Source organism: Pseudomonas sp. S2_B07 (assembly GCF_054668435.1).
Window position 1 is genome coordinate 5,428,556 of the sequence record NZ_CP162769.1, and the last position, 22,161, is coordinate 5,450,716.

A 22,161-nucleotide genomic window follows, 5' to 3' on the forward strand; every position below is an offset into this window, starting at 1 on the left:
ATCAGATTCCTTGCTCGCTGAGCCACAGGTTCAGGGCCGCCAGTTGCCACAGCTTGGAGCCGCGCAGCGGAGTCAATTGACCCTGCGGGTCAGTCAGCAAACGGTCGAGCATCGCCGGGTTGAACAGACCGCGATCCTGACTCGGATCGAGCAGCAGTTCGCGCACCCAGTTCAGCGTATCGCCCTGCAAATGCTTGAGGCCGGGCACCGGGAAGTAACCCTTCTTGCGGTCGATGACTTCACCCGGAATCACCAGGCGCGCCGCTTCCTTGAGCACTTGCTTGCCGCCGTCCGGCAGTTTGAATTTGCCCGGCACACGGGCCGACAACTCCACCAGTCGATAGTCGAGAAACGGCGTGCGTGCTTCCAGGCCCCAGGCCATGGTCATGTTGTCGACGCGTTTGACCGGGTCGTCCACCAGCATCACCGTGCTGTCCAGACGCAGGGCTTTGTCCACCGCCGCATCGGCGCCGGGCTGTGCGAAATGTTCCTTCACGAAGTCACCGGCGGCGTCATTCGCTGTCAGCCATTTCGGCTGCACCGTGGCGGCGTAATCGTCATAGCTGCGGTCGAAAAATGCCTCGCGATAGGCGGCGTACGGATCGGCGGCGCCGTCGACTTGCGGATACCAGTGATACCCGGCGAACAACTCGTCCGCGCCCTGGCCGCTCTGGACCACTTTGCAATGTTTGGCCACTTCGCGGGACAGCAGATAAAAAGCGATGCAGTCATGACTGACCATCGGCTCGCTCATGGCGCGGAACGCAGCAGGCAGTTGCTCGATGATCTCTTTTTCGTCGATGCGCAATTGATGGTGCTGAGTGCCGTAGTGCTTGGCGATCAGGTCCGAATACTGGAACTCGTCGCCGCGTTCGCCGCCGGCATCCTGAAAACCGATGGAGAAGGTCGACAGGTTTTCCACGCCGACTTCACGCAACAGCCCGACCAGCAAACTCGAGTCGACGCCGCCCGATAGCAGTACGCCGACATCGACCGCCGCCCGTTGACGAATCGCCACCGCATCTCGGGTGCTGTCGAGCACCCGGTCGCGCCAGTCTTCCAGGGTCAGGTTCATTTCGTCGGCGCGAGGGCCGTAGGGCAGGGTCCACCAGGTTTTCTGCTCGGTGCGGCCATCGGCTTCGATGCGCATCCAGGTGGCTGGCGGCAGTTTTTCAATGCCGGCCAGCAAGGTGCGCGGTGCCGGGACCACGGCGTGGAAGTTCAGGTAATGATTGAGCGCCACCGGGTCGAGTATCGGGCTGATGTCGCCACCCTTGAGCAACGCCGGCAGTGCCGAGGCAAAGCGCAGGCGCTGGCCGGTGCGCGACAGGTACAGCGGCTTGACGCCGAGACGGTCGCGGGCGATGAACAGGCGCTGGGCATCGCGCTCCCAGATAGCGAAGGCAAACATGCCGTTGAGCTTGGGGAGCAAGGCTTCGCCCCAGGCGTGATAGCCCTTGAGCAGTACTTCGGTGTCACCGCCGGAATAGAAGGCATAACCAAGGCTTTCGAGCTCGGTGCGCAATTCCGGAAAGTTGTAGATCGCGCCGTTGAAGGCCAGGGACAAGCCCAATTGATTGTCGACCATCGGCTGCGCCGAACCGTCCGACAGGTCCATGATTTTCAGCCGACGATGACCAAGCGCAATCGGCCCTTGGGCATGGAAACCCCACGCATCGGGGCCGCGAGGGGCCAGGTGATGGGTGATTCGTTCAACGGCCGCGAGGTCCGCAGGTTGATGATCAAAGCGTAACTCGCCAGCTAATCCGCACATAAAATCCTTACCGGTTTTTCCGTTGGGGAGGGTCAATCGATACCCGGCCAAAACGGCGGGTACTCAGAAACTGACCCGGTGGGACCGTGGGAGTTTTAGATCGATAAGTAATAAGCCGCCGCAGTGAACCGGACGGCCTTACCCGAAAAGAGCTGGAGGTGTGCGGTACATATTGATGCGACGCATTGAAAATGCTGCTGCTTAAGCAACTGAATACACGAGGTTTTCTGGTTATTCATTGACGATTGAAGGGGCTACTTTAGGGACTCTCCCGCTTGCAATAAGGAACATTGCGAATGTCAGACAAGGACCCCGTCAACCCGGCTGTCAAGCCATTCACGGATTCAGATCAGCTATCGGCTTTGATCGACATGACTGGCGATCTGGACAGTGCCGAAACGCTTCAAAAGACCTTGCCCAAGTGGCTGACCGACGCCACACCCGAGCAGATCGCCGCGCTTGCCAGCGCCATGCGTGAGCTGCAGGTCTGTCAACTCAAGGTTCAGCCGACACTTGATGCGCTCAAGCCGCTGTACGAGTTCTGTCGCACTGAATTGACGGAAGCGCTGACGACGCAATTCGCTGTGGCGTTCGACGTTGAAAAAGACGCCGTCGAGCTACCGGGATTCGATTGCGGTTGCCCCGGTTCCACCGCGACCGATGATGTAGCCAAACAGCAAGTGATCGCCCAACGCAGCTTGTTACAGGCTGCAATGCATAACTTCACCGAGGACGAAACGGCTGAGAATGGCTTCCCTCCAGGCGCGATTGTACGTCTGGTTTCAACGCCAGAGGGTTTGCGCCGGTTGACGCCCATGGTATTTGCCAAAGTGTGTCGCGATCTGGATTTGGGGAAGCGCTACCAGACTCATTTCGAGACCACCTTCAAACCTGCCGCGGTAGGGCTGGACATCCGCCGGCTGAAATTGAGTGCGCTCAAGGTGGACGCTCATACGGCGCTATTGAAAGGCGACATTGGTGACTCGGCGTTTCAGATGTTGCAAAGCCTGGAGTTGAACAGCGGCGCAGGCGACGCTGCGGGCGTGAAGGCCATTCTCTACGAGGATTTACCGGTTCATACGCAAGGGCTGGAGTTGTTCGGAACCTGTGTCTGGGGAGTGGTCATCTTCTCAAAACGAGCGCTAACGGATCATCCGATCGACGGGTGTGTCGTGTACATGCCGAACGAGCCAACCCGGCCGTTATACGAATACAGCACCTTCGCCCTGTTCGAGTATTATTTGTACCGACAGCTGAAGGATCGTGCCTACGCGGATTTTTTCGCCAGCTACATCGATGAAAGCAACAAAACCAATTTCTACACCTCTGTCACACAAAAGAAGGCAATGAACCTGCAGGCGTCTCCCATTCTGGTGACGCTGTTCAATTTCCTTTACCAGAGCCATGTCACGAAGATGCAGAGTGATGCATTGATCCTGGCTGTGCCGACGGCGGATGTTGACGCCGTTTCGCGTCAGAAACGTCTGGAAGCATACGAAGAAGCAGGCCTGCTGATCGCCAACATCGCCGGGTTATTTGTTCCGGTGCTGGGGCAATTGATGATGGGGCTTGCGGTTGGACAACTGTTGGGCGAGGTCTACGACGGTATTGAAGATTGGCGCCATGGCGACAAGGCCGGGGCAATGGCCCACCTGCTCAACGTTGCAGAAAACATTGCCATGATGGCGGCATTTGCGGCGGGCACCAAAGCCATCGGTTCACTGGTCAGGAGGACTGTCGAGCAGCATCCGGAATTTTTCAGTCGGTTCACCGCCGTAAAGAATTCGGCAGGCAAACCCCGGCTCTGGTTGTCGGACGGGGCGCCCTACCGACGAACGCCGCCAGTGGGGGGCACCGCTGATGCCGAGGGCATCTATCACGTCGGTCCCCAGCGTTTCATCAGGATCGACGATGCGAATTATGAGATTACCTTCGATCAGGTTCTGGACGCATGGCGAGTCAGCCATCCTGCCCGCCGCGGCGCTTTTTCACCGGTTGTCGAGCAAATCGGTGAGGGCGGTTGGCGCTTTGCTCATGAACAACCCGAAGCATGGAGCAGCGGTGTCTATGCCTTGAAACGCATCGATCCGCGGTTGGCCGAACTCGATGAGTGGCGGCTGGAAGATATACGGAAAATCACCGACACCCCGTTCGCTCGACTGCATCATCTGGCTGACAAAAACAGAGGGTTGCCTGCGCGGTTCAAGGATAGCGTCGCGCGTTTTCGTCTCGAGCAGCGGCTGACCGATTTCATTGCAGACCTGGAGAAAGGTGATACACGACGTGCCGAGTATGCCCTGGAGCAACTGCATACCTTGCCATCCCTGCCGGGTTGGCCAGCAGACCGTTATATTGAAGTGCTCGATAACGAGCGCAAGATCACCGCGATGTACCCGCCAACGACGTTGGTCCCGGACGAAGAGTTGAGTATCGTAGTGACCGAGGCGCAGTTGGCCAGGGGCGATTTGCTGGATACGGTGGTGGCCGGGCTGTATCAGAGTGAGGTCGATGCATTGCTGGGCAAGCCCATCGTCAAAGGTACAGAGAGCGGATTGCTTGCGAGGAAAATCGGAGCGGCGGTGAAGGCTGATCGCAGATCCGTCTTCAAGCACCTGTATCAACGGCATGACCAGAGCATCGTCAGCGATGTGCAAAAAGTACGCAGCGTCTTTTCCGAACTTCCCGCCGGTCTGGCGCAGGAGTTGATCGCCGCCTCTAGCAGTGCCGAACGCCTTGGCTTGCGAGCAACAGGGCGGATTCCCATGGGGTTGGCGCAAAACGTCCGGCAAGTGTTGGCCGATATCCGTCTGGACCGGGCGCTGGCCGGGTTTTCGTTACCCGAAATTGCGGAGGCCGACACGCGGAAGCTGGCCATACCGTTGCTTTCCCGCCTGGGTGGCTGGAGCAAAGATGTGCGGATTGAACTCCGAGAGGGTTCTACCACCGGTACCTTGTCGGCCAGCGTGGGCAACGAGAACGCTGCGCTCAAACGCGTCATCATCAGCACTGCCAGCGGACACGAAGCGTTCGGCAGCGATGGGAAATCGCTTGGCGCCGCTTTGGGGGCCAACAGCCTCTACAGCGCGATCTTGCGCGCGCTTCCCCGGAGCAACGCACGGCCATGGGCGTCGCCGGAATCGGGGACAACGATGCGCGGCAATTGCGTGTCGATCTGCTGGGCAAGGGCGTTGAGAGTAGAGCCATCGCCGAGCGAGTGTTATCAGGTGCCTCAATTGAAGATCCGCCTTCGTCCGGCGAGTGCCTGCAAGCCGATGAACCGGTGCCCGGAACGACTCACCCTCGAGCGCTGGTTCGCAAGGTCAGAAAGCTTTACCCGCTGCTGACCGACGCTCAGGCCCGGGCATTGCTTGAGGGACTGGGTAGCGACCACTTGGTGCGAGCGAAGGAGGTCAGAAGTCGACAGCAGGCGTTGAAAAAGCTGCGAAGTACGCTCCGCGCCTGGCGCGCAGAGGAGATCGATCCGAGGTCACCGACCGAGAACCCCAGCGAGTGGCGCCAGAGTCGCTTGCAAGTGTCCGACATCATGGAAAACAGCTGGCGTCGTCTGTTTTTCATGCGCAATGAAAAAGCGACTTCGGTACCGGGTTTGAGTCTGGACAAGATGCGCGTTGGCAAGCTCCCGATCTTGCCACCCGAGGTCACCTTTGATCACGTGCAATACCTGTCGCTCAAGGACATGGAGCTGGATAACGATGTGGCGTACTTCCTCAAGGCGTTCAGAAACCTTGAATCCCTGGTGCTGGATGCCAACAAACTGACATTGCTGCCGGAAATTCTTTCGCAGATGTCGACGCTCAAACACCTCAGCCTGGCGAACAACGATTTGCAATTGACCGAGCAGACCTTGAAGAAGTTGAACGGTATGCGAACGCTTGAAACCCTCAACCTGACTGGAAACCGCCGACTCGGCGCAACGCTGGATGTTGGCCGGCTGTTTGATTTGCGTTACCTGTCACTGCGCGACACCCGGGCTACTGAATTACCGAAAAACCTCGCGCGCTTACCCAATCTGGAGCGAGTTGATCTGCGCGACAATGAGATCAAGGACCTGCCGGACTGGTTGTTCAGCAGCACCCGGCGGTTGAGCGAAACACTCAACTTGCGGCATAACCCTCTATCGGACGATAGCCAGTCCCGCCTTGGGCGATTTCGTGAACGGGTCGGCGTCGGCATGGGGTATCTCGAAGACGACATTGCCCGCTTGAACGAGCAACAGGCGCGAGAACTCTGGTTGCCAGAGGAGTGGGTGTCGCCCGCGCGGGCTGCAACATGGACGGCATTCAAGGACGTCCCGGCATCTGATGGTCTGTTTCGATTACTGGCCGAACTGGGAGACACCGCGGATGCCGAATATGTGCGCGAGGACATGACCCGACGAGTCTGGAGCGTTCTGGACGCCGCCCAGGCCAATACGTTGCTGCGCGAGCAGGTGTTCGAACTGGCTGCCAATCCAATCAACTGCACGGATTCGGCGGCAATGAACTTCAGTCATCTGGAAGTGGCCACGGAAGTGGACAAGGCGATCAATCCCGTCGGGAGTTTGCGTTCTACGGCAGCAGGTTTGTTGAAGCTTGGGCGAGGTCTATTTCGGCTTGAGGAACTGGAGAAGCTCGCTCAAAGCCACATCAGGCAGGACCTCAAGGCTGATCCGCTGGAAGTCAGCCTCGCCTATCGAACCGGGTTGGCCAACACTCTGGACTTGCCGGGACAACCCACACACATGCGCTATGCGTCTTTGAGCGGTGTGAAGCAGACCGATCTCGACATTGCGGAACGCAAAATTAAAAGCGCAGAGCTGTCACCGCAGTTGAAACGGTTTTTGATCCGTCAGCCGTTTTGGACGGATTACCTGAGTCGCCATTACTCTGGACGATTCGCATCGGTCAGCGGGACGTATCCGGCAAAGTTGCAAGCGGTATTCGATAAGGCCGAGAGCCTGACGACGGCCGATTATCTCAGTCAGGTGTCGGTGATCAAGACCGAAAAAGAAACGGCGGAGAATGCCGTTTTCGAGCGCTTGACCGAGGACGTCATGAAAATGGTGGAGCTGGGCACTTGCTCTCTGGCGGACGGTTGAGCGGTTTCACTGACCCCGGATCAAACGCCGCAAGGCAAAGCGGTTTGGATGACAGGCTTCAGCCACGGCTCTGGGTAATGGCAGCGGCTCGTCATCCAGCCACGCTGCCAGCAACTCGCCCGACAACGGCGCAGTAATCAGCCCCCGTGAACCGTGACCGCTGTTGACGTACAAACCGTCCAGCCATGGGCAAGGGGTGTCCGGAGTTTGCCGGGCATCCTTGCTCAGGGCGATGTAGGCGTCGGCAAATGCCTGGCTGTCGGCCAAGGGGCCGACAATCGGCAAGTAATCCGGGCTGGTGCAGCGAAACGCTGCGCGCCCTTCAAGTGCTTCTGGTTGCAAGGTGTCTGCACCGAGGCGCGCGACCAGGTCCATCGAGATTTCTTCGAGCATGTGCAGATTGCCGGCATGCTCGGCAGCTGTGGGGGTCAGGTCATCGTTATTGAAATCGAAACTCGCGCCGAGGGTGTGCTCACCCAAACGTGCCGGAGCGACATACCCTTCGGCGCACACGACGGTGCTCAGGCTTTGGCTTTCAGGTGTCTGGTGCAGGCGGGTGATCTGCCCGCGAATTCGTTTGAGCGGCAGCTCGCTGCTGTAGGGAAAGCGCTTGATCTCGGCGGCGCCGGCAAGCACCACCACGGGAGCATCGGCCAGCAATGATGTGCCATCCCACGCTTGCCATTGCCCGTCGACACGGCGTAGCTCCAGCACATCACGATGGGTCAGAATCCGGATGTTCGGATGCCCGGCTTGCCAGTGGCACAGGGCGGGTGGATGCACCCAACCGCCTTCGGGGTAAAACAGGCCGCCCGATTGCAGCGCGACACCGGCGCGACGCTCGGCTGTTTCGCGATCAAGCAGGTGCAGCAGGTCTTCGGGAAACGCTGCCGCCAACTGCGCCTGACGTTCCGCTTCCTTGGTACTGAAGGCCAATTGCAGTACACCGCAATCGTCCCAGTCGACACCGCGCTGCAAATGCTCCAGCAACCGACGGGTGTGGCCAAAACCGCTGACAATCAATTGTGACAAAGCCGTGCCATGGGCCGACAGCTTAAGGTACAAAACGCCTTGTGGATTGCCCGAGGCTTCTTGCGCGAGCGCGTCGTGACGCTCCAGCAAGCTGACCTGCCAACCCCGTGCAGCGAGACTCGCGGCCGTGGCGCAGCCGGCCAGTCCGGCACCGATCACCAGCGCATGACGTTCGCCGTCCAGCGGTGTCGGGCGAGCAAACCAGGGTTTTGCCGTAACGGGTGCGGCGCTGTCTTCAGGCCAACCGAGAAACACGCCCCGCAGGATTTCCCATTTGTGGCCGATGCCAGGCGTGCGCTTCATCTTGAAGCCCGCCGCATTCAGCAAACGGCGCACCCAACCGGTGCTGGTGAATGTGCTGATGGTCGAGCCTGGCGCTGCGAGCCGTGCCAGTTCGGCAAACAGTTCGGCGGTCCACATGTCGGGATTTTTCGCCGGGGCGAAACCGTCGAGAAACCAGGCGTCAATCTGCGCGTCCAGTTGCGGCAACTGCTCCAGTGCATCGCCGATCAGCAGCGTCAGGGTGATCCGGCCGTTGTCCAGGACCAGACGCTGGAAGCCTTGATGGATTGCCACGTATTGCGCGAGCAGTTGATCGGCGAACGGTTTGAGTTCCGGCCATAACGCCAGGGCTCGTTGCAAATCGGGTGCGTTCAACGGGTACTTTTCGACGCTGACAAAGTGCAGTCGCGCACCCGCCACCGCGTGTTGCTCAAACAATTGCCAGGCACACAAAAAATTCAACCCGGTGCCGAAGCCGGTCTCGCCAATGACCAAGCGGCCACCGTCCGCTAACGCCGCAAATCGCTCACGCAAATTGTTTTGTTCGAGGAACACGTAACGGGTTTCTTCAAGACCGGATTTGTCCGAAAAATACACGTCATCGAACACTCGCGAATACGGGCGACCCTGGTCGTCCCAGTCGAGTTGGGCGTGAGGCAATACAGGTTTCATGGCAGGCTCGGCAACGGCAAGGCCGCCATTCTAGCCGATCGCCGGGGGGATGCTTGATCTATGGCACGGGAGACTTGTAGCCGCTGCCGAAGGCTGCGTTCGGCCGCGCAGCGGTCGCAAAATCGAGCCATGGGTTTTTTCAGGTAAATAACGAGTTCAGGTTTCACGACCGCTACGCAGTCGAACGCAGCCTTCGGCAGCTGCTACACGAAACTGTTCCGGCAGTGAGGTGAGGGATTTCTCCCCCGCAAGGGAGGTCAATCCGCTAGTCTTGCTCAATCAGGAAAGGGAGCCGTCCATGTTTGAATCCGCCGAAATCGGTCACGCCATCGACAAAGAAACCTATGACGCCGAGGTGCCGGCGCTGCGCGAAGCCTTGCTGGAAGCGCAATTCGATCTTCAGCAGCAGCAACGTTTCCCGGTGATCATCCTGATCAATGGCATCGAAGGCGCCGGCAAGGGCGAGACGGTCAAGCTGCTCAACGAATGGATGGACCCGCGCCTGATTGAAGTCCGCACCTTCGACCAGCAGACCGACGAAGAGCTGGCGCGGCCACCGGCCTGGCGTTACTGGCGGATGTTGCCGGCCAAGGGCCGCATGGGGGTTTTCTTTGGCAACTGGTACAGCCAGATGCTGCAAGGCCGGGTCCATGGCCTGTTCAAGGATGCCGTGCTCGATCAGTCGATCAACCAGTCCGAGCGCTTTGAAAAAATGCTCTGCGACGAAGGTGCGCTGATCGTCAAGTTCTGGTTCCACCTCTCCAAAAAGCAAATGAAGGCACGCCTCAAGGCCCTGGCCGACGATCCGCTGCACAGCTGGCGCATCAGTCCGCTGGACTGGCAGCAATCCCGGACCTACGACAAATTCGTGAAGTACGGCGAGCGTGTATTGCGTCGCACCAGTCGCGACTACGCGCCGTGGCATGTGATTGAAGGGGCGGACCCCCACTATCGCAGCCTGGCGGTGGGCAAGATCCTGCTCGAAGGCCTGCAAAATGCGCTCAAGCGACCCAAGGTCCATCCCGACAAGGTCAACGCCGCGCCGCTGCCGATCCATATCGATCAGATCAACCTGCTCGACAGCCTCGACTTGACCCAGCAGCTGGACAAGGAAGATTACGAAGAACAGCTGATTACCGAGCAGGCGCGGTTCTCCGGTCTGATGCGCGATAAACGCATGCGTCAGCACGCGTTGGTGGCGGTGTTCGAAGGCAATGATGCGGCGGGCAAGGGCGGGGCGATCCGGCGAGTCGCGGCGGCGCTCGATCCGCGTCAGTACAGCATCGTGCCAATTGGCGCACCCACTGAAGAGGAGCGGGCACAGCCCTATCTGTGGCGGTTCTGGCGCCACCTGCCGGCCAAGGGCAAGTTCACGGTATTTGATCGGTCCTGGTATGGGCGGGTGCTGGTGGAGCGCATCGAAGAGCTCTGTCCGCCAGCAGACTGGCTGCGGGCCTACAGTGAGATCAACGACTTCGAAGAGCAGATTTCCGATTCGGGCATCATCGTCGTCAAGTTCTGGTTGGCCATCGACAAGCAGACCCAACTGGAGCGTTTTCAGGCGCGGGAAGAAATTCCCTTCAAGCGTTTCAAGATCACCGAAGACGATTGGCGCAATCGCGAAAAATGGGACGCTTACCGCGCCGCCGTCGGCGACATGGTCGATCGCACCAGCACCGAAATCTCGCTCTGGACCCTGGTGGAAGCCAATGACAAGCGCTGGGCGCGGGTCAAAGTCCTGCGCACGATCAATCGGGCATTGGAGGACGCGTTCGAAAAGTCCGACAAGAAGGCCAGGCAGCACAAGAACTGAGGCGATGGTTACGCATACGCGGGGTGAATGATTGTCGCGGTCGGTTATGAGGTGGACTTATGCTCGGTCCACTCTCAACCGACAACAACAATGAGGTATGCCATGCGTGAAGTGGTGATCGTCGACAGCGTGCGGACCGGCCTGGCCAAATCCTTTCGCGGCAAGTTCAACCAGACCCGTCCGGACGACATGGCGGCCCATTGTGTCGATGCCTTGTTGGCGCGTACCGGCATCGATCCGGCCAGCGTCGAGGATTGCATTGTCGGTGCGGGCTCCAACGAAGGCGCGCAGGGCTACAACATCGGGCGCAACGTGGCCGTGTTGTCGCGTCTGGGCATCGGCACCGCCGGCATGACCCTCAACCGCTTTTGCTCCTCGGGCTTGCAGGCGATTGCCATCGCCGCCAACCAGATTGCGTCGGGTTGCAGCGACATCATCGTTGCCGGTGGCGTCGAGTCCATCAGCCTGACCATGAAAAGCGTCAACACCGACAACCTGATCAACCCGCTGCTGAAAGAGCAGGTGCCTGGCATCTATTTCCCGATGGGCCAGACCGCCGAAATCGTCGCGCGTCGCTACAACGTCAGCCGCGAAGCGCAGGATCTGTATGCGTTGCAAAGTCAGCAGCGCACGGCAAAGGCTCAGGCCGCCGGTCTGTTCGATGATGAAATCGTGCCAATGGCGGTGAAGTACCGGGTCGAAGACAAGGCCACCGGGCAAATTCAAATCCTCGATGGCATCGTCGATCGCGACGACTGCAACCGCCCGGACACCACGCTGGAAAGCCTGGCCGGTTTGAAACCGGTGTTTGCCGAAGACGGCTCGGTCACGGCAGGCAACTCGTCGCAACTGTCCGACGGCGCGTCGATGACGCTGGTGATGAGCCTGGAAAAAGCCCTGGAACTGGGCTTGAAGCCCAAGGCGTTCTTCCGTGGTTTCACGGTTGCCGGGTGTGAACCGGATGAAATGGGCATTGGTCCGGTGTTCTCGGTGCCGAAGTTGCTCAAGGCCAAGGGCTTGCAGTTGGCCGACATTGATCTGTGGGAACTCAACGAAGCGTTTGCTTCGCAGTGCCTGTACAGCCGTAATCGGCTGGAGATCGATCACGAGAAGTACAACGTCAATGGCGGCTCGATTTCCATCGGGCATCCGTTCGGCATGACCGGTTCGCGTCAGGTCGGGCATCTTGTGCGGGAGTTGCAGCGACGCAATTTGCGTTATGGCGTCGTCACCATGTGCGTGGGTGGCGGGATGGGCGCGACGGGGTTGTTTGAGGCGGTGCGTTAAATTCGCAAAACGGTGTCGCCTGATCAGTCGCTATCGCGAGCAGGCTCACTCCTACAGTTGATCGCATTTCAATTGCAGGAGTGAGTCTGCTCGCGAAGGCAGCGCCTCGGTCTAACGGCGGGCACTTAAAATCTGCATCCGCTCGATATACGCCTGAATCTCCCGCGCCGCCGCCTCGGCATTATCAAACGGCCCTTCGAGCGTATTTTCCCGAGTACTGAAATACAGTTCCCCATTCACACGACACAACCGGTCACTGCGAAAGTGCGTCGCGGGGGCGTTGTCCTTGGCGCGCATGCCGTACATGGCGATCTCCTGAGGGAAATACCGTGAGCTTATGCACGAACCTCCGACTGTGCCCGGTCAACTGATCGACGGCCGCTGCGACCTGCACAGTTTCATTCGCGTCCACTCGCCAACTGTCCCTGTGTGCCAGACGCCGCTGCGCCTAGAATGGTGTTTCTCGCCATCAGGCTGTTGGGGTTCGCATGCACATTTCATCCGGTCGCTGGGTTTACGGTCTGTTTCTGGCCCTGTTGACTGCGCTGTTGTGGGGAATCCTGCCGATCAAGCTCAAGCAAGTGCTGTTGGTGATGGACCCGGTGACTGTCACCTGGTTTCGCCTGATTGTGTCCGGTGGTTGCCTGTTTGTGTATCTGGCCGCGACCAAACGTTTGCCAACGCGCAAAGTCCTCGGCCCGCGAGGTGGCTGGCTGGTGTTGATGGCGGTGCTCGGTCTGGTCGGCAACTACGTGCTGTACCTGATGGGCCTGAACCTGCTCAGCCCCGGCACCGCGCAACTGGTGGTGCAGATGGGCCCGATCATGTTGCTGATCGCCAGTCTGTTTGTGTTCAAGGAGCGTTTCAGCGTGGGGCAGGGGATTGGCCTGTTGGTGCTGCTGATCGGTTTCGCCCTGTTCTTCAATCAGCGCCTGGCCGAGTTGCTCACTTCGTTGACCGAATACACCACGGGCGTGCTGCTGGTGTTGTTGGCGTCCACGGTGTGGACTTTCTATGCCTTGGGGCAGAAGCAATTACTGACGGTGTGGAATTCGTTGCAGGTGATGATGGTGATCTACCTGTTCTGCGCGTTGTTGCTGACACCGTGGGTGCATCCGCTTGAAGCGCTGCAATTGAGCCCGCTGCAAGGCTGGCTGCTGCTGGCGTGCTGCATGAATACGCTGATTGCCTATGGCGCGTTTGCCGAAGCGCTGGCCCATTGGGAAGCTTCACGAGTGAGTGCGACGCTGGCGATCACGCCGTTGGTGACGTTTGTCGCGGTGGCCGTGGCCGCGTGGTTGTGGCCCGATTATGTGCATGCCGAGACGATCAACGGTCTGGGGTATGGCGGGGCGGTGCTGGTGGTGTTGGGGTCGGCGTTAGTGGCGTTGGGGCCTTCGTTGATGGCGGGGCTCAAGGCTCGTAAGGTCCGGATGGCAGCAGGTTAACCGCGTCATCGTTCATCGCGGGCAAGCCACGCTCCCACAGGAAATGGCGATCCCTCTGTAGGAGTGAGCTTGCTCGCGATAGCAATCTAACTGACACTGTAAAACTTAACCTTTGGCCCCAGCCTCCAGCATATTCTCCGGCCTTACCCAGGCCTCAAACTGCTCATCCGTCAGATACCCCAGCTGCAATGCCGCTTCCCGCAAGGTCAGCCCTTCGGCATACGCCTTCTTGGCAATCTCCGCCGATTTGTCATAACCGATGTGCGGATTCAGTGCTGTCACCAGCATTAACCCACGCTCCAGGTGTTCAGCCATTTTCTCTGCGTCCGGCTCAAGCCCGGCGATGCAGTGCTGCTGGAAGTTGCTGCAGCCATCCCCCAGCAGGCGGATCGATTGCAGCAGGTTGTGGATGATCACCGGTTTGAACACGTTCAATTGCAGATGGCCCTGACTCGCCGCGAAGCCGATGGCGACGTCATTGCCCAACACCTGACAGGCCAGCATCGACAGCGCTTCGCACTGCGTCGGATTGACCTTTCCCGGCATGATCGAGCTGCCCGGTTCATTGGCCGGCAATTTAACCTCGGCCAGACCGGCGCGGGGGCCGGAGCCCAGCAGGCGCAAGTCGTTGGCGATTTTCATCAGGGTCACCGCCAGGGTCTTCAACGCCCCCGAAAGAGTCGTCAGCGGTTCGTGACCGGCCAGCGCCGCGAATTTGTTCGGTGCGGTGATGAAGGGCAGGCCGGAAAGGGCCGCCAGCTCGGAAGCAATCGCTTCGCCAAAACCGTGGGGCGAGTTCAGCCCGGTGCCAACGGCGGTGCCGCCCTGGGCCAGTTCACACACGGCTGGCAGTGCGCTGCGGATCGCCCGTTCGGCGTAATCCAGTTGCGCGATAAACGCCGAGATTTCCTGGCCGAAAGTGATCGGCGTGGCGTCCATCATGTGCGTTCGGCCGGTCTTGACCAGTTTCATGTGGCGCGCCGCCAACTCGGCCAACCCGCCCGACAGTTCACTGATGGCCGGTAGCAAATGCTGTTGCACGGCTTGGGCCGCCGCGATGTGCATGGCGGTGGGGAAGCAGTCATTGGAGCTTTGCGAGCGGTTGACGTGATCGTTGGGGTGCACCGGCGACTTGCCGCCGCGCGGGTTGCCGGCCAGTTCGTTGGCGCGGCCGGCGATCACTTCGTTGACGTTCATGTTGCTTTGAGTGCCGCTGCCGGTCTGCCAGACCACCAGCGGGAACTGGTCGTCATGGCTGCCATCGAGCACTTCGTCGGCGGCCTGTTCGATCAGCCGGGCGATGTCGGCGGGCACATCACCGTTACGGTCGTTGACCCGCGCCGCCGCTTTCTTGATCAATGCCAAGGCGTGCAGCACCGCCAGCGGCATCTTTTCGTTGCCGATGGCGAAGTTAATCAGCGAGCGTTGCGTCTGAGCGCCCCAGTAAGCTTCATCCGGGACTTCCACCTGGCCAAGGCTGTCGGTTTCGATACGGCTCATCAATGCACACTCCTGTAGGGCTGATAGCGCAGTTTAGGCCGTGATCGCCGGCCGTGGTTCCATCTGAAGGTTTTTTGCCTCTTCAACCCCTCTAATTCAGGCCTGACAAGGCTTGGGGTTGAGCGACACACTTTTTTAGGCGCAGAATGGACGCCCTTGGGGTTTTACCTCGCCTGCTAGAAAAGGAAACTCGATGACTCGTCTTCGTGCCATCTGTACCGCGGTTGCACTGGTTTGCGCCAGCGGCCCAGTTTTTGCCGATACCGCCAGCCACAACGCCAGTGCCGAAGCTTTCCTGACTCTGGCGCACGCTGACAAATTGGGCACTCCGGTGTACATGCAAGTACAGCAAATGTTCGCTCAGCGCTTTGAACAGACCAAAGCCCCTGAATCGAAAAAAGCCTTGCTGGAAACGTATCAAGCCAAAGCCAACGCCGCGCTGGACCAAGCCATTGGCTGGAACAAGCTGAAGCCGGACATGGTCAAGCTCTACACCACCAACTTCACCGAGTCCGAACTCAAAGACCTGGTAGCGTTCTACCAGTCGCCGCTGGGCAAGAAAGTCCTGGAAAAAATGCCGCAGCTGACTCAGCAATCGGCCCAGATGACTCAAGCCAAGCTGGAAAGCGCGGTACCTGTGGTCAACAAACTGTTGGCTGACATGACTGCCGAGCTGGACCCGAAAGGCGCCGCGGCTCCAGCAGCCAAGAAAAAGCCTTAAGCGGAGTTCGGTATGACCATGCAACAACGCATCGAATCAACGCTGGGCCTGTTACAGCCGCAGCATCTGCAAGTGCTGGATGAAAGCCACATGCACAGTCGTGGGTTGCAGACTCACTTCAAGGCCGTGGTGGTCAGCCAGCAGTTCGAAGGGCTGAACCGGGTCAAGCGTCATCAAAAAGTCTACGGCACGCTCGGCGAGCTGATGGGCGAGTTTCATGCGTTGGCGCTGCATACCTACACGCCTGAGGAATGGGCACAGATCGGCGCGGCTCCGGCCTCGCCGACCTGTGCTGGAGGAAAGCAGTAAAAAGCAGCTTCAAGCTGCAAGCTGCAAGATCACGGCGACCTGCTTCAACTTGCCGCTTGAAGCTTACCGCTCGAAGCTGCTTTCTTGCTAAAATCTGCAACGCGCCGCTCACCCGGCGCGTTTTTTTTATCCGGTTCACCCTTTGCGAGGGTAGCCACCTGGAGAAATACCCATGACACAACAGATTGTCGTGGCGGCACTGTATAAGTTCGTCACCCTGGAAGATTACGTCGCCTTGCGCGAGCCACTGCTGCAAGCGATGGTCGACAACGGCATCAAAGGCACGCTGCTGATTGCCGAAGAAGGCATCAACGGCACCGTGTCCGGCAGCCGCGAAGGCATTGACGGGCTGATGGCCTGGCTCAAGAACGACCCACGCATGGACGACATCGATCACAAAGAGTCGTACTGCGACGATCAGCCGTTCTACCGCACCAAGGTCAAGCTCAAGAAAGAAATCGTCACCCTCGGCGTTGAAGGCGTGGATCCGAACAAAAAGGTCGGCACCTACGTGGATCCACAGGACTGGAATGCGCTGATCAGCGATCCGGAAGTGTTGTTGATCGACACCCGTAACGATTACGAAGTCTCGATCGGTACCTTCGAAGGCGCCATCGACCCCAAAACCACCAGTTTTCGCGAATTTCCTGACTACATCAAAGCCAACTTCGACCCGGCCGTGCACAAGAAGGTGGCGATGTTCTGCACCGGTGGCATTCGCTGCGAGAAGGCGTCGAGCTATATGCTCAGCGAAGGCTTTGATGAGGTCTATCACCTCAAGGGCGGCATCCTGAAGTACCTCGAAGAGGTGCCGCAGGAAGAAACCAAATGGCAGGGCGACTGCTTCGTGTTCGACAACCGCGTGACCGTGCGGCATGACCTCAGCGAAGGCGACTACGATCAATGTCATGCCTGCCGTACGCCGATCAGCGTTGAAGACCGCGCCTCCGAGCATTACGTCGCCGGCATCAGCTGCCCGCATTGCTGGGATACGCTGAGCGAGAAGACCCGACGCAGTGCCATTGATCGGCAGAAGCAGATCGAACTGGCCAAGGCGCGCAACTTGCCTCACCCGATCGGCTACAACTACAAGCAAACCCCTTCCGAGGCTTGAATCATGTCTGCGCGCCGCCGTCTGCTCTATGTGATGGATCCGATGTGTTCCTGGTGCTGGGGTTTTGCGCCAGTGGCCACTGCCTTGGTCGAACAGGCGCGTGCGGCGGGCGTAGAGGTGCATCTGATTGTCGGTGGTTTGCGCACCGGCAGTGGTGCGGCGCTGGAGCCGACTACCCGACGTTACATTCTTGAACATTGGCAGGCGGTCACCGAAGCCACCGGCCAACCGTTCAAGACAGAAGGCGCGTTGCCGGACGGCTTTGTGTATGACACCGAGCCTGCCTGCCGGGCGTTGGTGACCGCACGTGCCCTGGCGCCGGATTGCGCATGGAAACTGTTAGGCCTGATCCAGCACGCGTTCTACGTCGAAGGGCGCGACGTCACCCACGCCAGTGTGCTGGTGGAATTGGCCGAGCAGGCCGGTCTGCCGCGCATCGAATTCGCCGCCTTGTTTGACAGTGCCGATATGCACGCCGCCACGGCGGCCGATTTCACCTGGGTCCAGGACCTGGGCATCGCCGGTTTCCCTACCTTGCTGGCTGAGCGCAAAGGTCAATTGGCGTTGCTGACCAATGGCTATCAGCCCCTGAGTGAATTGTCCCCGTTGCTCGGCCGCTGGCTGGAGCACTCTGTCTGTGCATGATGGTCCTGATGGCGTCCCGGCTCCCGCGTGTGTCGATCGGCTGAGCTGGGCCGAAATCCGCCGACTGGCCTTGCACCATAAAAAATCCCTTTGGATCGCCAATGGCGTCGCCGTGTTGGCGACCTTGTGCAGCGTGCCGATTCCGTTACTGCTGCCGTTGCTGGTGGACGAAGTGTTGCTGGGCCACGGTGACGCCGCGTTGAAGGTGATGAACCACGCCTTGCCCGAAGGCTGGCAGAAAGCGGCCGGCTACATCGGCCTGATGTTGTTCGTGACCTTGTTGCTGCGCTGCGGCGCCTTGTTGTTCAACGTGATCCAGGCGAAATTGTTTGCGGCGCTGGCCAAGGACATTGTGTATCGCATTCGTACCCGCCTGATCGAGCGGCTCAAGCGCATTTCACTGGGCGAATACGAAAGCCTGGGCAGCGGCACGGTGACCACGCACCTGGTCACCGACCTGGACACGCTGGACAAATTCGTCGGCGAAACCCTCAGCCGGTTTCTGGTGGCGATGCTGACGCTGGTCGGCACCGCGAGCATTCTGATCTGGATGCACTGGAAGCTGGCGCTGCTGATCATGCTGTTCAATCCGTTGGTGATTTACGCCACGGTGCAGTTGGGCAAGCGGGTCAAACACCTGAAAAAACTCGAAAACGACAGCACCTCGCGCTTCACCCAGGCACTGACCGAAACCCTCGACTCGATTCAGGAAGTGCGTGCTGGCAACCGCCAGGGGTTCTTCCTCGGTCGCCTTGGCCTGCGGGCCCGGGAAGTGCGCGATTACGCGATCAGCTCGCAATGGAAAACCGATGCCTCGAACCGTGCGAGCGGCCTGCTTTTCCAGTTCGGTATCGATATTTTTCGCGCGGCGGCGATGCTCACCGTGCTGTTCTCCGACCTGTCCATCGGCCAGATGTTGGCGGTATTCAGCTACCTGTGGTTCATGATCGGCCCGGTGGAGCAATTGCTGAATTTGCAGTACGCCTATTACGCCGCCGGCGGTGCGCTGTCGCGGATCAACGAGCTGTTGGCCAGGGCAGATGAGCCGCATTATCCCGGTGGGGTCGACCCGTTCCAGGGCCGCGACACGGTGGGTATTGAAGTGCAGGGGCTGAGCTTCGGTTATGGTGATGAGTGGGTGTTGAACAAGATGGACCTGTCCATCGCCCCCGGTGAAAAAGTCGCGATTGTCGGCGCCAGTGGCGGTGGCAAAAGTACGCTGGTGCAACTGTTGCTGGGGTTGTACACGCCGTTGGCCGGGACCATCCGCTTCGGTGGTTCGACCCAGCAGGAGATCGGCCTGGACACCGTGCGCGAAAACGTCGCCGTGGTCCTGCAACATCCGGCGCTGTTCAACGACACCATCCGCGCCAACCTGACGATGGGCCGTGTACGCAGCGACGATGCCTGCTGGCAGGCACTGGAAATTGCCCAACTGCACCACACGGTTCGAGAGCTACCCAATGGCCTGGACAGCGTCGTCGGGCGCTCCGGCGTGCGTTTGTCCGGCGGCCAGCGCCAACGCCTGGCGATTGCGCGGATGATACTGGCCGAACCCAAAGTGGTGATTCTCGACGAGGCCACCTCGGCGCTGGACGCTGCCACCGAATACAACCTGCATCAGGCCTTGTCGCGGTTTCTGAGCCACCGCACCACGCTGATCATTGCGCACCGGTTGTCCGCGGTGAAACAGGCTGATCGGGTGCTGGTGTTCGATGGCGGACAGATTGCCGAGGATGGTGACCATCAACAATTGATAGCTGATGGTGGTTTGTACGCGAAGCTTTATGGTCATTTGCAGCAACTTTAGCGTCGACGTACAGTCCCTTTTCTATTGCGCTTCATGCGTCGCCGGGAACATCCCGGCGAATAATCAAGGACTTGCCCGTCCTGGCAGGCTTCTCGCTTGCCGGGATCGAGAACGCACCCTAGTCTAGCTATAGCGATCACGTTGGGATGATGATCTGGCAGTGCTAAAACAAGGGACCTCATGAATCAAACCCGGACTCTCGGAACGCCACGGTTGTTGGGCATCGTCTGGCCATTTATTGCCGTCGTGCTGTTTCAGGCCCTGTTGGGTGGCGTCAGCCTGTACGTTCTGTCGGCGGTTCGCGGCTACGTTGCCGGTGAAAGCCTTTGGTCAAAGGGCCAAAAGGACGCCATCTATTACCTCAACCTCTACGCGGACAATCGCGACGAGGCGATTTTCCGCAAATACCAGAACGCCATTGCCGTTCCTCAGGGTGGCCACGAATTGCGTGTGGCGCTGGATCTCCAGCCGCCCGATATCGAAGCTGCGCGAGTGGCTATCCTCAAGGGGGGTAACCACCCCGACGACGTTTCAAGCCTGATCTGGCTCTACCTCAATTTCCGCCATTTCACCTACCTTGAAAAAGCCATTGACCGCTGGACGGTGGGCGACGCGTACCTGCTGCAACTCAATGACGTGGCGCAAGAGATGCACCAGCGCATTACCGAAGGTCAGGCCACCACCGCCGATATCTGGCGCTGGAAGGATCGGATATTCGCCATCAACGATGCAGTGACGCCCGCTGCCAAAGCGTTCAGCGATGCGTTGGGCGAAGGCTCGCGCCTGATTCTCCGGTTGCTGCTGGTGACCAATCTCGCCACGGCGCTGGGCCTGATCGCGCTGGCGTTGCTGCGTACCCACAAGTTGCTCAGGCAGCGCCATGAGTTCGCTGAGGCGCTGCAACTGGAGAAAGACCGGGCGCAGATCACCCTGCAATCCATTGGCGACGGGGTCATTACCACGGATGTCGAAGGCGCTATTGCCTACATGAACCCCGCCGCCGAGGCGCTGACCCACTGGAAAGCCGAACAGGCGACGGGTCTGCCTTTGGCGGCACTGTTCAACTTGCTGGATGAAAACGCCCAGGCTGATGGTTTCACGTTGATCGAACATATTCTGAGCGGTCAGCTCAGCGGGGGCAGCGAACATTCAAAGCTGATTCAGCGCCTGGATGGCAGCACGGTGTCGGTGACGCTGGTTGGCTCGCCGATTCGCAATGCGGGCAAGGTCAGCGGCACCGTGCTGGTGTTGCATGACATGACGCAGGAGCGCCAATACATTGCCAATCTGTCCTGGCAGGCGACTCATGACGCCTTGACCGGGCTCGCCAACCGCCGAGAGTTCGAGTTTCGGCTGGAGCAGGCACTGCACAACCTGACGCGGCATTCCGGGCGTCATGCCCTGATGTTTCTCGATCTGGATCAATTCAAACTGGTCAACGACACCTGTGGCCATGCGGCGGGCGACGAGTTGCTGCGGCATATCTGCGCGCTGTTGCAGTCGGGCTTGCGCGAAGGCGACACCCTGGCCCGCCTCGGTGGCGACGAATTCGGCATCTTGTTGGAAAATTGCGCGCCGGAAGCGGCCGACAAGATTGCCGAGAACCTGCGCCAGACCGTCCAGAACCTGCACTTTGTCTGGAAAGGCCGGCCCTTCGTGACGACGGTGAGCATCGGGCTGGTTCATCTGGCGCAAACGCCAACTTCCCTTGAAGCCTCGCTGCGTGCTGCGGACATGGCGTGTTACATGGCCAAGGAAAAGGGGCGCAATCGAGTTCAGGTCTATCACGCCGATGACTCGGAACTGTCGCTGCGCTTTGGCGAGATGGCCTGGGTCCAGCGTCTGCATATGGCGCTGGAAGAGGATCGCTTTTGCCTGTACTCCCAGGAAATCGCACCGCTAGGGCATACCGAGCGCGGGGGCGGGCATATCGAAATTCTGTTGCGCCTGCATGACGAAGCCGGCCGCATGATCCTGCCGGACAGTTTTATTCCGGCGGCGGAGCGTTATGGCTTGATGACTGCACTCGATCGCTGGGTCGTGGAGAACGTCTTCAAGGTCATTGCCCAATGTATATCGGAGGCGCGTAAAGGTCCGTTAGCCATGTGTGCGATTAATCTGTCAGGTACTACTATCGGAGATGAGGCGTTTCTGGACTTCCTGCGTGAACAGTTTGTTAACTATTCCATTCCGCCTGAAATGATTTGTTTTGAAATCACTGAAACCAGTGCTATTTCCAATTTGGGTAGTGCAATCAGATTTATCAATGAGCTCAAGGGTTTAGGTTGTCACTTCTCGTTAGATGACTTTTGCGCCGGAATGTCCTCGTTCGCTTACTTGAAACATTTGCCTGTAGACTTCTTGAAGATCGACGGGAGTTTCGTAAAGGACATGCTGGACGACCCGATTAACCGCGCCATGGTCGAAGTGATCAACCACATCGGCCATGTCATGGGTAAGCGCACGATTGCCGAGTTTGTAGAGTCACCCCAGATCGAGCAGGCATTGCTGGAAATCGGGGTCGATTTCGCTCAAGGGTATGTGATTGAACGCCCGCATCTGTTTACCTGCGATAGTTTGCAAAGTCGTCCTGCCCGGCCTCAGCCTTTGTTGTTCAAGGCCCCGGGCACGTTCCGTTGAAATCTCTTGCTGATCC

Annotated in this window: 15 protein-coding genes; 11 read left to right on the forward strand and 4 right to left on the reverse strand. The window is 59.1% G+C overall.

From position 1 onward, the window contains the following. Position 1 precedes the first annotated feature (1 nt). Positions 2-1,774: an N-acetylglutaminylglutamine amidotransferase gene (locus AB4N43_RS25085; RefSeq protein ID WP_059182359.1), complete on the reverse strand. Its 1,773-nt coding sequence runs from the start codon at positions 1,772-1,774 to the stop codon at positions 2-4. A gap of 296 nt (positions 1,775-2,070) precedes the next feature. Here AB4N43_RS25085 and AB4N43_RS25090 point away from each other — a divergent pair, with 296 nt between their 5' ends. Together AB4N43_RS25090 and AB4N43_RS25095 are read left to right on the forward strand one after the other, a co-directional pair. Further along, complete coding sequence (locus tag AB4N43_RS25090) at positions 2,071-5,118, forward strand: dermonecrotic toxin domain-containing protein (RefSeq protein ID WP_460152102.1); 3,048 nt, start codon at positions 2,071-2,073, stop codon at positions 5,116-5,118. 200 nt (positions 5,119-5,318) lie between these two features. Beyond that, positions 5,319-6,872, forward strand: a complete 1,554-nt coding sequence (locus AB4N43_RS25095; protein WP_460152103.1) for an NEL-type E3 ubiquitin ligase domain-containing protein — start codon at positions 5,319-5,321, stop codon at positions 6,870-6,872. A gap of 6 nt (positions 6,873-6,878) precedes the next feature. Here the strand turns inward: AB4N43_RS25095 and mnmC are convergent, their stop codons facing one another. After that, a complete protein-coding gene (gene mnmC / locus AB4N43_RS25100; protein ID WP_460152104.1) occupies positions 6,879-8,858 on the reverse strand; it encodes a bifunctional tRNA (5-methylaminomethyl-2-thiouridine)(34)-methyltransferase MnmD/FAD-dependent 5-carboxymethylaminomethyl-2-thiouridine(34) oxidoreductase MnmC in 1,980 nt (659 codons plus the stop codon). 298 nt (positions 8,859-9,156) lie between these two features. Here mnmC and pap point away from each other — a divergent pair, with 298 nt between their 5' ends. After that, on the forward strand, positions 9,157-10,671 hold the full coding sequence (gene pap, locus AB4N43_RS25105; RefSeq protein ID WP_027924092.1) for a polyphosphate:AMP phosphotransferase: 1,515 nt from the start codon (positions 9,157-9,159) through the stop codon (positions 10,669-10,671). Between the two features lie 102 nt (positions 10,672-10,773). Continuing rightward, positions 10,774-11,958, forward strand: coding sequence for a thiolase family protein (locus AB4N43_RS25110; RefSeq protein WP_059182362.1), 1,185 nt, complete (start codon positions 10,774-10,776; stop codon positions 11,956-11,958). 111 nt (positions 11,959-12,069) lie between these two features. Here the strand turns inward: AB4N43_RS25110 and AB4N43_RS25115 are convergent, their stop codons facing one another. After that, positions 12,070-12,264: a DUF6316 family protein gene (locus tag AB4N43_RS25115; RefSeq protein ID WP_460152106.1), complete on the reverse strand. Its 195-nt coding sequence runs from the start codon at positions 12,262-12,264 to the stop codon at positions 12,070-12,072. A gap of 182 nt (positions 12,265-12,446) precedes the next feature. Between AB4N43_RS25115 and AB4N43_RS25120 the strand changes: the two genes are divergently transcribed. Continuing rightward, positions 12,447-13,406 (forward strand): DMT family transporter, encoded by a 960-nt coding sequence (locus AB4N43_RS25120; protein WP_027924095.1) that lies wholly within the window; start codon positions 12,447-12,449, stop codon positions 13,404-13,406. A 105-nt stretch (positions 13,407-13,511) separates the two neighbouring features. Here AB4N43_RS25120 and AB4N43_RS25125 read toward each other — a convergent pair whose 3' ends face one another. Continuing rightward, positions 13,512-14,906 (reverse strand): class II fumarate hydratase, encoded by a 1,395-nt coding sequence (locus AB4N43_RS25125; RefSeq protein WP_027924096.1) that lies wholly within the window; start codon positions 14,904-14,906, stop codon positions 13,512-13,514. 193 nt (positions 14,907-15,099) lie between these two features. Between AB4N43_RS25125 and AB4N43_RS25130 the strand changes: the two genes are divergently transcribed. From AB4N43_RS25130 to AB4N43_RS25155, 6 genes are all read left to right on the forward strand, one after another. After that, positions 15,100-15,627: a DUF2059 domain-containing protein gene (locus AB4N43_RS25130; RefSeq protein ID WP_027924097.1), complete on the forward strand. Its 528-nt coding sequence runs from the start codon at positions 15,100-15,102 to the stop codon at positions 15,625-15,627. Positions 15,628-15,639: 12 nt separating this feature from the next. Then, positions 15,640-15,936, forward strand: coding sequence for a BolA family protein (locus tag AB4N43_RS25135; RefSeq protein ID WP_027924098.1), 297 nt, complete (start codon positions 15,640-15,642; stop codon positions 15,934-15,936). A 172-nt stretch (positions 15,937-16,108) separates the two neighbouring features. Next, positions 16,109-17,050 (forward strand): oxygen-dependent tRNA uridine(34) hydroxylase TrhO, encoded by a 942-nt coding sequence (gene trhO, locus AB4N43_RS25140; RefSeq protein WP_027924099.1) that lies wholly within the window; start codon positions 16,109-16,111, stop codon positions 17,048-17,050. A gap of 3 nt (positions 17,051-17,053) precedes the next feature. Further along, positions 17,054-17,695 (forward strand): DsbA family protein, encoded by a 642-nt coding sequence (locus AB4N43_RS25145; RefSeq protein ID WP_027924100.1) that lies wholly within the window; start codon positions 17,054-17,056, stop codon positions 17,693-17,695. Next, positions 17,688-19,505: an ABC transporter ATP-binding protein gene (locus AB4N43_RS25150; RefSeq protein ID WP_027924101.1), complete on the forward strand. Its 1,818-nt coding sequence runs from the start codon at positions 17,688-17,690 to the stop codon at positions 19,503-19,505. Before AB4N43_RS25145 ends, AB4N43_RS25150 begins: the two co-directional genes overlap by 8 nt. A 180-nt stretch (positions 19,506-19,685) precedes the next feature. Then, positions 19,686-22,145, forward strand: coding sequence for an EAL domain-containing protein (locus AB4N43_RS25155; protein ID WP_059182365.1), 2,460 nt, complete (start codon positions 19,686-19,688; stop codon positions 22,143-22,145). Positions 22,146-22,161 lie beyond the last annotated feature (16 nt).